Consider the following 13,504-nt stretch of genomic DNA (forward strand, 5'->3'; position numbering starts at 1 on the left):
CCTGTTCTTGTCGATGGTCCGGCACGCGAGCGCGCAACCGGGCGATAGGTTGTCGTGACACGATCCCCGGCCGATGCAACGCCCGCGCACGGGGTGTACGCTGCTGCCGGGATCGCCGGCCTGCCGCTCCGCTCGCACGACGGAATCGGCCGGCCGATGCGCCGCGCGTCGATGCGCGGCCCGCCCGCGCTATTCTGCCGGGCTTTCGTGACTTATCGCAAAAATGTGGAGGATAGAGCGATTCGGCGCCGGACATCGTCAGCCTTTGCAAAATGGCCCGCTACCGCGCCGGCCGCCCGGATGCCGCCCGCGTTCATCCTTTCGGCTGATACCGGCGCTCGCCGGCGCCGCCTAAAGTGACCGGAAACGACACCTTTCCGGAGCACGACATGACCCACCCGACACCCCGCACGATCGCGATCACCGGCGCGGGCACCGGTATCGGCGCCGCTTGCGCGCGCCGCTTCGCCCGCCGGGGCGACCGCGTCGTGCTGATCGGGCGGCGCCAGGCGCCGCTCGACGCGCTGGCCGCCGAAACGGGCGGCCTCGCGCTGGCCGGCGACGCCGCGAGCACCGCCGACTGGGCCCGCTTCCTGCCGCGGATCGCCGAACGCTTCGGCCGCGTCGATGCGCTCGTCGCGTGCGCGGGCGGCCACGGGCTCGGCCGCGCGGACGAAACCGACGACGCGCAGTGGCGCGACGCGATGCACGCGAACCTCGACACCGCGTTCGTCAGCGCGCGCGCGTGCCTGCCCGACCTGATCGCGCAGCGCGGCAGCATCGTGCTGGTCGCGTCGATCGCCGCGCTCGCGGCCGGGCCCGGCGTGTGCGGCTACACGGTCGGCAAGCACGCGCTGCTCGGGCTCGCCCGGTCGCTCGCACGTGACTACGGGCCGCACGGCGTGCGGGCGAATGCGGTGTGCCCCGGCTGGGTCCGCACGCCGATGGCCGACGCGGAGATGGAACCGCTGATGTCGGCGCACGGCGACACGCTCGACGGCGCGTATGCACGCGTCAGCGCCGACGTGCCGCTGCGGCGCGCGGCCGATCCGAACGAGATCGCGGCCGTGTGCGCGTTCCTCGCATCGCCGGATGCGTCGTTCGTGACCGGCGCGACGCTCGTTGCCGACGGCGGCGCGATGGTGGTGGACGTGCCGACGCTCGCGTTCGACAGGCTTTGATGCGCGTGGGTGTGCCGCTCGCGTGACGTACGCGTCGCGGGCGGCGTTGCGTTCAGGTCCTCCCGTCCTCCAGCGCCTGCCCACGCACGCGCGCCACGCCACCCGCTTCTTTCCCGCCCCCGAAAATCCGCTACCATCGACCGATCCCGCCGCCCCGCCCGGCACTGCCTCACGGTTCGAACGTCGATGAACATCCGGTTTCTTGAAACCTTCGTCTGGCTCGCGAAGCTGGAAAACTTCCGGCTCACGGCCGAAAAACTGCACACCACACAGGCCGCCGTATCGAGCCGCATTGCGTCGCTCGAGGAAGCATTCGACGTCCGCCTGTTCGACCGCAACACGCGTTCGGCCACGCTCACGCCCGCCGGGCGCCGCATGCTCGCGTACGCGGAGCGGATCGTGCGGCTCGACGGCGAAATGCGCCGCGACATCGATGCGGCGAGCGATGCGGGCCTGATCCGGATCGGCGTGATCGAATCGATCGTGCACAGCTGGTTCCCCGCGCTGATGGCGCAATTGCGCGAGCGCTATCCGCGCCTCGACGTCGAGATCACGAGCGACACGACGCTGCACCTGATCCGCCTGCTCAGCACCGACGGCGTCGACCTGATCCTGCAGACCGACCCGGTGCCGGGCCCCGATTTCACGAACCTGCCGCTGTGCGAATTCCCGGTGCGCTGGGCGGCCAGCCCGCGCCTCGGGCTCGGCGGCCAGGCGCTCGACGTCGCGCGCCTCGCGGCATTCCCGATCATCAGCTTCTCGCGCCACTCGGGCCCGCACGCGACGATCGAGCGGCTGTTCGCGGCCGTCGAGCGGCCGGCCAGCATCAACTGCATCACGTCGGTCGCCGCGATGATCCGCCTCGTCGCCGACGGTTTCGGCGTGGCCGCGCTGCCGCCCGCGATCATCGGGCGCGAACTCCACGAAGGCACGCTCGAACTGCTCGACGTCGAACCCGAATTCCCCGCGCTGCCGCTCGTCGCGACGTATCGCAGCCAGGGCCTGCCGGTGGCCGCGCGCATCGCGGAACTGGCCAGCGAAGTCGCGCGCGCGATGTCGGCCGCCGCGCATCACGCAAAGACGGCCGCGCCCGACAGCGTGGTCGAAACACCCACCCGTCCCGCGACAAAAGCCAAAGCAAAAGCAAAAGCACCGGCAAAAGCGAAACGCACGACGCCATCAGCCCCGCCCGCCGCGAAACGCCGCCCGCGCCGCTCATAAGAAAACCTGTTCACCGCGAATTTGTTTTCTTGTTGGACGGGCACGGCCCGTCTTCGGGAAACTGCGGTTCCTGACATCCCCGTCACGAGGAACCCCGCGATGACCCGCCTTTCCCTTCCACACGGCCAGCTTTGCGTCTGGACGGATATCGACCCCGCGCACGAAGCCGATTTCAACGCGTGGTACGACCGCGAGCACATGCAGGAGCGTGTCGCGATTCCCGGCTTCACGCACGCGCGGCGCTTTCGTGCGACCGACCGCGGCCCGCGCAAGTACCTCGCGCTGTACGTGACGGATGCGCTCGACGTGTTCCATGGCGGCGCGTACCGGCGCGCGTTCGCGCAGCAGACCGCATGGTCGCTCGCGAACTTCGAGCGCATGACGGGCACGCAGCGACGCGTCGGAGAACTGACGATCGAGGTTGGCGACGGAGAAGGCGCGCATCTCGCGCTGTTCGTGCTGCCGCCGGATCGCATCGACGTGCCGCAGCTGCGCGAGCGTTTCGACGACGTGCTGCACGAACCGGGCATCCACGCGGCACGCCTCTTTTGCACCGCGCCCGAACTGTCCGCGCCGATCGGCGCCGCTGCAGCGGCGCGCCCGGCCGCCGATGCGCTCGTGCTGATCGAAGGCAGCGATGCGGCCGCGACCCGCCGCGTGGCCGCCACGCTCGCCGGGCACGACGACGTGCGCACCTTCGAGCTGCTGTGGCGCGCCGCCGCGCCGCTGCACGTCACGCACGGCGACGTCGAAACCGCACCCGCTGCCGCGGCATGCTCGGCTTGATCGCCCACGCCCGCCGTACCGCAGGCGCGATGCCCACCCACGCATCGGCCCGGCGCCTCATCCCGTTCACCATCACGACCTGCCCGACACCATGAACACGCTCGCCCAGCCCGCCGCCCACGCGCCCCGCCGCGTCCGCACCAGCCGACTCGCGACCGCGAGCATGATCGGCACGTCGCTCGAGTGGTACGACTTCACGATCTACAACACGCTCGCCGCGCTCGTCTTCAACCACCTGTTCTTTCCGTCGGTCGATCCGCTGGCCGGCACGATCCTCGCGTTCTCGACCTATGCGGTCGGCTACGTGTCGCGCCCGCTCGGCGGCTTCGTATTCGGCAATCTCGGCGACCGTATCGGCCGCCGCGCGGTGCTGATGCTCACACTGGTGCTGATGGGTGTGACGACCGCGTTGATGGGCGCGCTGCCGACCTACGCGCAGGCCGGCATCCTGAGCCCGATCCTGCTCGTCGCGCTGCGCTTCGTGCAGGGCGTCGCGCTCGGCGGCGAATGGGCCGGCGCGGTGCTGCTGTCGGTCGAGCACGGCGACCAGAAGCGGCGCGGGCTGTCCGCATCATGGACGCAGATCGGCCCGTCGTTCGGCACGCTGCTCGGCACCGGCTGCATCGCGCTCGTGACGCTGTCGACCACGTCCGGCGACTTCCTGTCGTGGGGCTGGCGCGTACCGTTCGCGGCCAGCGCGCTGCTCGTCGTGTTCGGCTTCTGGCTGCGGCGCGGCGTCGACGAAACGCCGCAGTTCGAGCAGCTCGCCGAATCGCACGCGACTGCCGAGGTGCCCGTCGCCGACGTGCTGAAGGTCCACTGGAAGCGCCTGCTGATCGCGGGTGGCTCGCGGATCGGCTCGGACGTGCTGTATGCGCTGATCGTCGTGTTCACGCTCACCTACGTAACGACCGTGCTGCACCTGTCGCGCCCCGTCGCCTTGACGGCCGTGATGATCGGCACGGCCTGCAACGCGCTCGCGGTGCCGTGCTTCGGCGCGCTGTCGGACCGCTTCGGCCGCCGGCCCGTGTATCTCGGCGGCGCGCTCGCCGGCATCGTGTGGGCGTTCGTGTTCTTCACGCTGCTCGATTCGGCGCGCCCCGGCGCGATCGTCGCGGCCGTCGCGATCGGCCTCGTGATCCACGCGGTGATGTACGGCCCGCAGGGCGCGTTCGTGACCGAACAGTTCCCGACCCGCGTGCGCTATGCGGGCTCGTCGCTCGCGTACACGCTCGCCGGCATCGTCGGCGGCGGCTTCGCGCCGCTCGTGATCGCCGCGCTGTTCCGGCAGACGGGCACGACGACGGCCGTGTCGCTGTATGTCGCCGCCGCGCTCGTCGTCACGTCGATCGCGCTCCTCGTCGCACGCGAAACCGCGCACAAGCCGCTCGCGGATTGAACGTCGCCGCCAGCAAGCCGTTTCATTCCTTCGCACTTCAAACGGATACCCGTATGCCAACCCTGTCGTTTAATGTCATTCCCCGGAAAGGTGCGCCGGCCACCGTCGACGTCGAGATCGCGCGCGTCGTGATCGCCGGCTGGGCCGGCCGCGATCCGGCCGCAATCCAGGCGCATATCGACGAACTCGCGGCGCTCGGCGTCGCGCCGCCGTCGATCACGCCCTGCTTCTATCGCGTGTCGGCCGCGCTGCTGACGCAGGCGCCCGCGATCGGCGTGCTCGGCGCACGATCGGGCGGCGAGATCGAATGCGTGCTGGTCGACAGCCCGGCCGGCACGCTCGTGACCGTCGGCTCCGATCATACGGATCGTGAGGTCGAAGCGTACGGCGTAGCGGTGTCGAAGCAGGTGTGCGCGAAACCGCTCGGCCACGACGCGTGGCTTCACGCGGACGTTGCGGATCACTGGGATGCGATCGAGATGCGTTCGTGGCTGATTTCGCGCGATGGCGAGCGGACGGCGTACCAGCACGGCGCGGTGAGTGGTTTGCTTGCGCCCGAGGTGCTGTGGCAGCGCTTCGATGACGGCCGGACGATGCCCGCGCGCGGCGCGATGTATGGCGGCACGGTTGCCGTGCATGGCCCGATCGCGGCAATGGGTGACGGCGAGGCGTTCGAGATGGAGCTGCACGATCCGGTGCTGGGGCGCAGCCTTCGGCACCGCTACGCCGTGGAAGTGTTACCGGTCGTGGCATAACGGGCAACGAGGCGCGGCAGATGGGCCCGCCAGCGTTCTGTCGCCGCGCCGGCTCCCGCTAATACGCCTAAAAGCAGTGATAATCGGGAAAGTTGAGCTGCGAGTTGCCGCAATACAGCACACCAGCCAGGTTGGTACACCCGCTCAATGCAAGCATCATTGCGCCCGCAACCGACACTTTCCATCCGAAATGCAACATTGCGCCCCCGTTTCCGCCTGATCGACATGAGCCGACATGATGCGCATCGGACGTGCCCGGGTATGTGGAGAATTGTTGTGCCGCAGGTGCTGCGGTTCGCCATCGTGCCCGCCCGTGCCGGAGCATGGACCCAGGCACGAGCCGTTGCTCACTTGAGACACCCGAGGCCCACCAGCGTCGCTTCCACCGCCGTGTCGAGCGGCGTCACCGGCTCACGGCCAAGCACCGCGGTCACCCGCGTGTTGTCGAGCCGGATCGGCTCGCGCCACAGGTAGCGCATCTCGAGCAATTCGCGCAGCGTCGTGACGAACGGCGCCGCCGCCCACACGAACCACCACGGGAACTTGCGCACCGTCGGCCGCAACCCGTGCCGCTGCGCGACGCGGCGCACGGCCTCCGCCATCTGCGTGCCATCCGCATCCCAATGCCCGCCGAGATGAAAGCGCGCGAACGGTTCCAGCGTGTCGCGCCGCTCGATCAGCTCGACCATCGCGCGCGCGGCGTCCGGCACGTACGACCATTGGTGCCCGATGCCATCCCGCCCCGGCACGCTGATCGACGCAACCGGCTGCCCGGCCTTGACGAGCCCCGCCGCGAACCAGCTGTTGCCGGTGAGCTTCGGCCCGAAGAAATCGCCGGCCCGCACGATGATCGTGCGGACGCCCTGCCCGGCCGCATCCTGTAGCCGGCGCTCCAGCTCGACGCGAATCGCGCCCTTGCGCGTCGACGGATGCTGCGGCGCATCTTCGACCAGCACCGGAAACGCATCGGCGCCGTAGTTGTAGACGGTGCCCGGCAACACGACGGTGGCCCGCTCCGCCTTTGCCGCCGCGATCGTGTTGTCGATCATCGGCAGCACCTGCCCGGCCCAGTTCCGGTAGCCCGGCGGATTCACCGCATGCACGATCACGCCGCAGCCGCGCGCGGCGCGGACGACCGCGTCGCGATCCATCGCGTCACCGCGCATCCAGGTGATGCCGTCGCGCTCCACGACTTCGGCATCGAGCCCGCGCTTCAACCCGCGCACTTGCCAGCCCGCATCGCGCAACTGCCGCGCGACTTCCCCGCCAATCCCGCCGCTCGCGCCGAGCACGAGTGCCTGTCGTTGCGTCCCGCCTGCGTGGGTCGTCATTGCCGCTCTCCTTGAATGAATGTCCGTGATGGCAAGCATTCTGGCGCGGCTTCGGCTATCAAGGAATTGCCGAACCTAATGGATCAGCTATACATTTATGCATGACCACCGATCTGAACTGGGAACGCTACCGCACCTTTCTCGCCGTGCTGACGGAAGGCTCGCTGTCGGGCGCGGCACGCGCCCTCGGCATCACGCAGCCGACGGCCGGCCGCCACGTCGCGGCGCTGGAGGCCGCGTTCGGCCAGACGCTGTTCACGCGCTCGCCGTCCGGCCTGCTGCCGACCGAGGCGGCGCTCGCGCTGCGCGGCCATGCAGAGGCGCTACGCAGCGCGGCGGCCGCGTTCGAGCGCGCGGCCGCGAGCCACGGCGCCGGCGTGCGCGGCATCGTGCGGATCTCGGCCAGCGACGTGATCGCCGTCGAAGTGCTGCCGCCGATGCTCGCGCAATTGCGGCGCAACCACCCGGGGCTCGTCATCGAACTGGTGCCGACCGACCGCCTCCAGGACGTGCTCAAGCGCGAGGCCGACATCGCGGTACGGATGGCGCCGCCCACGCAGGAGGCGCTCGTCGCGCGCCGTATCGGCGCGGTCGATGTCGGGCTGTATGCGCGCGACGATTATCTGGCGCACAACGGGGTGCCCGAGACGACCGACGCACTCGCGCATCACGCGCTGATCGGCTTCGATACGGTCACGCCGTTCATCCGCTCGATGGGCCGCAGCATGCCGCTGTGGAAGCGCGATGCGTTCTCGCTGCGCACCGACAGCAACCTCGCCCAGCTCGCGATGATCCGCGCCGGCTACGGGATCGGCTTCTGCCAGAGCGGGCTCGCGAAACGTGACGCGCGGCTCGTGCGGGTGCTGCCGGACACGCTCGCGATGCAGCTGGAAACCTGGGTCGTGATGCACGAGGACCTGCGGTCGAGCCCGCGCTGCCGCGCGGTGTTCGATGCGCTGGCCGACGGGCTGCATGCGTATGTGAGCGGCGAAATCGTCGAATAAACGGTGCGCGGCGACGGCACGGACGAAGTGAACGCAGCGCCCGCGCGGCGCTATTCGTAGATTTTCCCGGCGAACAGGATGTCCGCCATGCGCCGCCACGGATTGTCGGGCACGTCGTAGAAACGCAGCCCTTCTTCCGACGCCTCGGCCCAGTCGACCATCGCGTCCAGGTACTCGCCGATCGAGCGGTTTTCCCAGCCGAGCGCGGCGCGGGCGTACGGCGACGGCGGCACGTCGGCCTCGAGCTGGCGCTCCGTGTTCCAGTCGTGGCCGAGCACGCGCAGAAACTGGATCAGCGAGCGTTCGTCGACCACGCGCTCCAGCGCATCCTGCAGCTTCGCGTCCATCTGGCGTTGCAGTTCGTCGTTCATTTTTATGTTCCTTCGCGCGCCTCTCAGGGACGCGCCGCCGCCAGTCGTGCGGCCCGGTTTCACATCAGCAATTGCCGCGACAGCACCTCGCGCGCCTGCGTGACGGCTTCGCGTTCGCCGGGCATCGGCGGCGTCAGCGAAAACACCGCGTCGGGCAGCGGCGGCAGCCGGTATTTCGCGCCGAGCCGCATCATGCCGTCGCCGATCGCCGACGCGCACAGGCAGCCCACCCCGAGCCCCGCCGCCAGCATCGACTGCAGCCCGGCCACGCCCGACGCGCTGTGCACGAGCCGGTACGGCATGTGCTGCTCGTCGAGCGAGCGCACCGCGACCTGATGCATCATGCAGTCGTCCGGCAGCAGCACGAGCGGCAGCGGCTCGGGCAACTGCTCGGCGAGCGCGGGCGATGCGACCCACGACAGCGGCTCGCGCCGCAGCACCCAGCGCGTATCGGCCGACGCCGGCCGGAACGGCCCGCTCGACAGGTTCATCACCACGCCGAGATCGACCTGCCCGCGCGCATGCGCGGCCTCGATATCGGCACTCTTCATCGCGCTGACGTGCAGGCTCAGTTGCGGGTAGCACTCCCGCAGCCGCGCGAGCAGGCCCGCGACTTCGTTGGTCCGGTAGTAATCGGTGATCGCGACGCGCAGCTCGCCCTTGATCGCCTGCCCGCGCACTTCGTCGAACGCGGCCTCGTTCAGCGCGACGATGCGCCGCGCATGCTGCAGCAGCCGCGAGCCGGCCGGCGTCGGCTCGACCCCGCGCTTGCTGCGCACGAACAGCGGCACGCCGGCGCGCGATTCGAGCTTGCGCACCTGCTCGCTGACCGTCGACTGCGACAGGTGCAGCAGCGGCGCGGCGGCCGTCAGGCTGCCGGCATCCGCGACCGCCGCGAAAGTACGCAACTGATCCAGGTCGAAACCGCGCATCGCCATTCCCCATCCATCGATTAACCCGATGGATGCTACCACCAATTCCCGCTTTTCCGATTCATCGTCACCACCCAGAATGGGGGTCAATCGCCCGCCCACGGCCGATCCGGCGCTTCTGTCGCCGCATCCGGCGTGAATGCGGCACTCATTCTTTCGGACCTGCTTCCATGACGAACGACACCCTTGCCCCCTGCGTGCCGGCCGGCGCGGCCGCCGCGGCGACGCCGCGCAGCCACCACGGCTGGGCGCTGGTGGTCCTGCTGGTTGGCGCGATTTTGCCGCCGCTCGACTACTTCATTGTGAATCTCGCGCTGCCGGCCATCCGCGACGGCATCGGCGCGCGCCCGGCCGAGCTGCAGCTGGTCGTGTCCGCGTATGCGTGCGCGAACGCCGTCGTGCAGATCACCGGCGGCCGGCTCGGCGACCTGTACGGCCGCAAGCGGATGTTCATGATCGGGATGGCCGGCTTCGTCGTCGCGTCGACGCTGTGCGGGCTCGCCGGCAGCGGCGCGGTGCTGGTCGGCGGCCGCGTGCTGCAGGGCCTGTTCGCCGCGATCCTCGCGCCGCAGGTGCTCGCGACGATCCGCAGCGTGTTCAGCCCGCAGGAGCAGGTGCGCGTGATGGGCTTCTACGGTTTCGTGTTCGGCCTCGCGGCCGTGATCGGCCAGCTCGGCGGCGGCGCGTTGATCAGCCTGCATCCGTTCGGGCTCGGCTGGCGCGCGATCTTCCTCGTCAACCTGCCGATCGGCATCCTGGCGCTGATCGGCAGCTGGCGCTTCATCCCGGAAAGCCGCCCGCCGAAAGGCCAGCGCATCGACGTGCCGGGCATGGTGCTGCTGTCGCTGTTCCTGCTGATGCTCGTCTATCCGCTCACGCACGGGCGCGAGGCCGGCTGGCCGCTGTGGATGGTCGCGTGCCTCGTCGGCGCGCTGCCGATGCTCGGCGCGCTGCTGGCGGTCGAGGCGCGCCGTCTCGCGGGCGGCCATGATCCGCTGCTCGACGTGCGCCTGTTCCGCAATCCCGTCGTCGCCCTCGGGCTCGTACTGGCGTTCCTGTTCTACACGCTGAGCGCGTTCTTCCTGAGCTACGGGATCTACCTGCAGGGCTGCCTGAACTGGTCGCCGCTCGCGTCCGGGCTCGCGATCCTGCCGCTCGGGCTCGGTTTCCTGTCGAGCCCGCTGCTGATGCCGCGACTCGTCGGCCGGTTCGGCGGCTATCGCGTGCTCACGCTCGGTTTCGCGATGCTCGCGGCCGGCGTCGCGACGGCCGCCGCGCTGGCGGGTGCAACCGCGCCGGGCGCCGGCTTCTACGTGGGGATCGCGGCGATCGGGATCGGCCAGGGCCTCGTGCTGCCGTCGGTCGTGCGGATCGTGCTCGCGGAAGTCGACACGGCGCGCGCGGGTGTCGCCTCCGGCATGGTCACCGCGATGCTGCAGATCGGCGCGGCTGTCGGCGCGGCCACGCTCGGCGGCGTGTTCTTCGCCCGGCTCGGCGCGCATCCGGCCGCGCTCGATTACGTGCAGGGCTTCAGGACGTCGATGTTCGCGCTGACGGCCGTCCTGCTCGTATGCATTGTGCTGTCGGCGATGCTCGGGCCGCTGCATCGGCGGCTGCATGCAGGCGGGTAAGCGGGACGGGAAGCGTTGCGACGGCAGGGTCTGATGCGGAGGCGATGCCGATGCAGGTGCGGCCGCTCGCCGGTCTCGGGCATCACGCGTGATGCTTGCGTTGCGCCTGGCGCGCTTCCCATTCGGCCAGCTCGACGCGATACCGTGCGAGTGCTTCGTCGTAGAGATCGAAGACACACGGTGAACAGCCGCTGTTGCAGCAGTCTTCGAGTTCGGGCTGGATGGGCGGGGTCGGACGGGGATCGTCGACGGACGGATCCGGAGAGGCAGTGTTGGGCACGGCGAAAATCGAATGAATGGACGCGCTCAGTATAAGCGGATGCCGCCCGATATGCGTGCCGCGCAGGCCATGTCACGCGGCGTCATATCCCCAATATCGTCACCTGATCGTGGCGAATCCGGATCTCGCGTGTCCATGCATCGATTTCGGCAATCACTTCCGCAAGCGCGGCGCAACTCGCGTCCAGACGGTCGATGAAATCCTGCCGCGAATCGCGGAACACGAAGCCGAGCCGGTCGAGTGCCGCCGTTCGCTGCGTGGCGTCGCCCAGCATGCTGCGCGTATCGTCCAGTTCGTCAATGATCCGAAGCCAGTCCGGCATGCCGATGCCATTGAACGCGTAATGATCGTAGTCCGGGATCTGCCGCGAGATCGCCGCTTCGAGCAGGCCGAAGACTTCCTCCCTGAAAAACAGCGATCCCTCGTTCCAGCACTTGCGCGCATACGGCCCGCGCATGAGCTCGATGTAGGCGGTGTCCTCGATTTCCGCGAGATCCCTGATGATCCGGATGTCGTCCATGGGGTGTCGTCGTTGCCGCCGTGGCGTCGCTCACGCTTCGCCGGGCGCTGATCCATAATGGCGCGATTGTCGGCGAACCCGGCGACGCTGTCGATGTCTCGCTTCCATCGCGTTCCGGCCGACGCACGGCCCGAACCCACCGCGACGCTCGCCGCCGCATCCTCGTCATCGCCCCACAGGAGCCGCACGATGGCCGAAGCAGTGAATCCGCCGGAAGTCTGGGCGCCGTTCGGCGCGTTCTCGATGGCCGTGATCCAGGGCGATGGCCGGATCGTGCACCTGAAGGGGCAAGTGTCGCTCGACCGCGACGGCCGGGTGGTCGGCCACGGCGACATGCGCATGCAGGTACGCCAGACGCTCGACAACATCCGCGCCGTGCTCGCCACGACGGGCGGACAGATGCAGGACGTGATCTCGCTCGTTCACTACGCGACCGACATCGATGCCTTCATGCAGGCCGGCGACATCCGCAAGACCTACTTCGCCGAGCCCTATCCCGTGACGACGACCGTCCAGGTCGAGCGTCTCTACCATCCCGATCTGCTGATCGAGATCACCGCTGTTGCAGAGATTCCGCTGGCGCGTTTTCGACGGCCTGCATCGCGCGCGTGAAGCGGCGATGTGGCGATGTGGCGATGTGCCATATGACGCGCCGGTCGTGAAGTTCCCGACCGGCGCGCCTGCCCACACCTCGCGCGCTTACTTCACCTGCGCGCCCGGCTTCGCGGCACCCGCCGCCGCCTTGTCGGCCAGCGGCTGCCACGCGGCACCGAGCGAATACCAGTCGACGCGGCGCGTGAGCGTCATGATGCCGGCGAGGATCGCGAACAGCAGCAGCGAACCGAGCATCAGCGCGTTGTCTTCCGACAGCAGCAACCCGTAGAGCGCCGCGTACAGCACCGCGAGCAGCACCGCGAACACCGCCCCGCGCTTCACGCTGTGCAGCACGAACGACAGGTAGAAGGCGAGCAACCCGATGCATGCACCGCTCGCGGCGAGATACGCATACGCGAACTTGATGTGTTCGGACAGGCTCAGCAGCAACAGGAAGAACAGCGCGAGCGACAGGCCGACCAGCGTGTACTGGATCGGGTGAATGCGCAGCCGCTTCACGAGCTCGTACATGAAGAAGCTCGCGAACGTGAGCATCACGAACAGCGCGCCGTACTTCGTCGCACGTTCGGCCTGCAGATAGACGTTCACGGGTTCGATCACCGACACCGACGCCATTTCGATCGCGCCTTCCCCGTCGCCCGAGATGATCTGCTCACGCGCCTTCGTGTTGAACGACGTCACGCGCCAGTTGCCGGTGAAGCCGCGCGCATCGACCGTGCGGTTGTTCGGCAGGAATGCGCCGTCGAAACTCGGATGCGGCCACGTCGATTTCAGCGAGAAATCGTTCTGGTCGCCCACCGGCGCGAACGCGACGGAATCCGCCCCGCGCAACGGCAGGTCGACGCTGAACGGCACGACCGCCCCTGCGTTTGCGTCCGCCAGCGCCGCGAGATCGACGTTCGCGTGCACGCCCTGGCGCAGGCTGTCCAGCCGCGTGCCCTGCTCGACGTCGAAGCGCGTGCCGCCGATGCGCAAGTCGGGCTGCGCGGTCAGCCCGCGAATGTCGCCGATGCCGATCGACACATAGGCATCGTCGATCTTGAAGCTCACGTGGCCGTCCACCTGCGGCAGCTTCTTCAGGTCCGGCAACGCCAGCGTGCCGGTCATCCGGCTCGCCAGCTCGTACACCAGCGCCTTGTGAATGCCGCGATACCGGACGCTGGTCGTCAGCGTGCCGTCGACGTTCAGCGTCTTCGGAAACACGAGCAGGCGCTTCGACTCGCTGCGCAGGCTCGTCTTCGTCGCGCCGCCGGCCGGCGAATCGTCGCGCACCCGCGTGACTTCCGTGTAGTGCACGACGAGCACGGGGCCCGCCACCGTCTGCGGCCCCGCATAGCTCGACCAGATGCTCTGCAGCGCATCCCGGCGATACGCGGCACGTTCATGCACGATGCTTTGCACCATCTGCAGCGGGATCAGGATCAGCAGCGCGAGAAACGCGGTGATCGCGAATTTGAACAACAGGACTCGATTCATGG

14 protein-coding genes are annotated in these 13,504 nt (G+C 68.9%); 8 read left to right on the forward strand and 6 right to left on the reverse strand.

Annotation, left to right across the window (positions count from 1 at the left end; translation table 11 throughout):
• The first annotated feature begins 389 nt into the window (after positions 1 to 389).
• The 5 genes from CFB40_RS27430 (at position 390) to CFB40_RS27450 (ending at position 5,342) form a co-directional block, all read left to right on the forward strand.
• A complete protein-coding gene (locus tag CFB40_RS27430; protein WP_089432956.1) occupies positions 390 to 1,181 on the forward strand; it encodes an SDR family NAD(P)-dependent oxidoreductase in 792 nt (263 codons plus the stop codon).
• 186 nt (positions 1,182 to 1,367) lie between these two features.
• Positions 1,368 to 2,402 (forward strand): LysR family transcriptional regulator, encoded by a 1,035-nt coding sequence (locus CFB40_RS27435; RefSeq protein WP_089432957.1) that lies wholly within the window; start codon positions 1,368 to 1,370, stop codon positions 2,400 to 2,402.
• A gap of 99 nt (positions 2,403 to 2,501) precedes the next feature.
• Entirely contained in the window at positions 2,502 to 3,188 is a 687-nt protein-coding gene (locus CFB40_RS27440; protein ID WP_089432958.1) for a DUF4286 family protein, read from the forward strand.
• A 79-nt stretch (positions 3,189 to 3,267) separates the two neighbouring features.
• Complete coding sequence (locus CFB40_RS27445; protein ID WP_089433329.1) at positions 3,268 to 4,587, forward strand: MFS transporter; 1,320 nt, start codon at positions 3,268 to 3,270, stop codon at positions 4,585 to 4,587.
• Between the two features lie 53 nt (positions 4,588 to 4,640).
• Positions 4,641 to 5,342 (forward strand): DUF2848 domain-containing protein, encoded by a 702-nt coding sequence (locus CFB40_RS27450; RefSeq protein WP_089432959.1) that lies wholly within the window; start codon positions 4,641 to 4,643, stop codon positions 5,340 to 5,342.
• Positions 5,343 to 5,689: 347 nt separating this feature from the next.
• On the opposite strand, the gene CFB40_RS27455 is transcribed toward CFB40_RS27450, so the two are convergent.
• A complete protein-coding gene (locus CFB40_RS27455; RefSeq protein WP_089432960.1) occupies positions 5,690 to 6,673 on the reverse strand; it encodes an NAD-dependent epimerase/dehydratase family protein in 984 nt (327 codons plus the stop codon).
• A gap of 101 nt (positions 6,674 to 6,774) precedes the next feature.
• Here CFB40_RS27455 and CFB40_RS27460 point away from each other — a divergent pair, with 101 nt between their 5' ends.
• Positions 6,775 to 7,677 (forward strand): LysR family transcriptional regulator, encoded by a 903-nt coding sequence (locus CFB40_RS27460; RefSeq protein ID WP_089427091.1) that lies wholly within the window; start codon positions 6,775 to 6,777, stop codon positions 7,675 to 7,677.
• A 50-nt stretch (positions 7,678 to 7,727) separates the two neighbouring features.
• Here CFB40_RS27460 and CFB40_RS27465 read toward each other — a convergent pair whose 3' ends face one another.
• Positions 7,728 to 8,048 (reverse strand): DUF7660 family protein, encoded by a 321-nt coding sequence (locus CFB40_RS27465; protein WP_089427090.1) that lies wholly within the window; start codon positions 8,046 to 8,048, stop codon positions 7,728 to 7,730.
• 59 nt (positions 8,049 to 8,107) lie between these two features.
• Complete coding sequence (locus CFB40_RS27470) at positions 8,108 to 8,980, reverse strand: LysR family transcriptional regulator (protein ID WP_089429065.1); 873 nt, start codon at positions 8,978 to 8,980, stop codon at positions 8,108 to 8,110.
• Positions 8,981 to 9,150: 170 nt separating this feature from the next.
• On the opposite strand from CFB40_RS27470, the gene CFB40_RS27475 reads away from it, so the two are divergent.
• On the forward strand, positions 9,151 to 10,611 hold the full coding sequence (locus CFB40_RS27475) for an MFS transporter (protein ID WP_089432961.1): 1,461 nt from the start codon (positions 9,151 to 9,153) through the stop codon (positions 10,609 to 10,611).
• A gap of 82 nt (positions 10,612 to 10,693) precedes the next feature.
• Here CFB40_RS27475 and CFB40_RS27480 read toward each other — a convergent pair whose 3' ends face one another.
• Together CFB40_RS27480 and CFB40_RS27485 are read right to left on the reverse strand one after the other, a co-directional pair.
• Positions 10,694 to 10,891 (reverse strand): oxidoreductase-like domain-containing protein, encoded by a 198-nt coding sequence (locus tag CFB40_RS27480; RefSeq protein WP_069252077.1) that lies wholly within the window; start codon positions 10,889 to 10,891, stop codon positions 10,694 to 10,696.
• An 82-nt stretch (positions 10,892 to 10,973) separates the two neighbouring features.
• The gene (locus CFB40_RS27485; RefSeq protein ID WP_254600166.1) at positions 10,974 to 11,411 is read right to left on the reverse strand and encodes a hypothetical protein; all 438 of its coding nucleotides are present in this window, start codon (positions 11,409 to 11,411) and stop codon (positions 10,974 to 10,976) included.
• Between the two features lie 189 nt (positions 11,412 to 11,600).
• Here CFB40_RS27485 and CFB40_RS27490 point away from each other — a divergent pair, with 189 nt between their 5' ends.
• Positions 11,601 to 12,023 carry a RidA family protein gene (locus tag CFB40_RS27490; RefSeq protein ID WP_089433331.1) on the forward strand — a complete coding sequence of 141 codons (423 nt, stop codon included), beginning with the start codon at positions 11,601 to 11,603 and terminating at the stop codon, positions 12,021 to 12,023.
• A gap of 87 nt (positions 12,024 to 12,110) precedes the next feature.
• Here the strand turns inward: CFB40_RS27490 and creD are convergent, their stop codons facing one another.
• Positions 12,111 to 13,502 carry a cell envelope integrity protein CreD gene (gene creD, locus CFB40_RS27495; RefSeq protein ID WP_089432962.1) on the reverse strand — a complete coding sequence of 464 codons (1,392 nt, stop codon included), beginning with the start codon at positions 13,500 to 13,502 and terminating at the stop codon, positions 12,111 to 12,113.
• Positions 13,503 to 13,504: the final 2 nt, after the last annotated feature.

The sequence above is a fragment of the Burkholderia sp. AU31652 genome, assembly GCF_002223155.1.
In the GTDB taxonomy this organism is placed as follows: Bacteria; Pseudomonadota; Gammaproteobacteria; order Burkholderiales; family Burkholderiaceae; genus Burkholderia.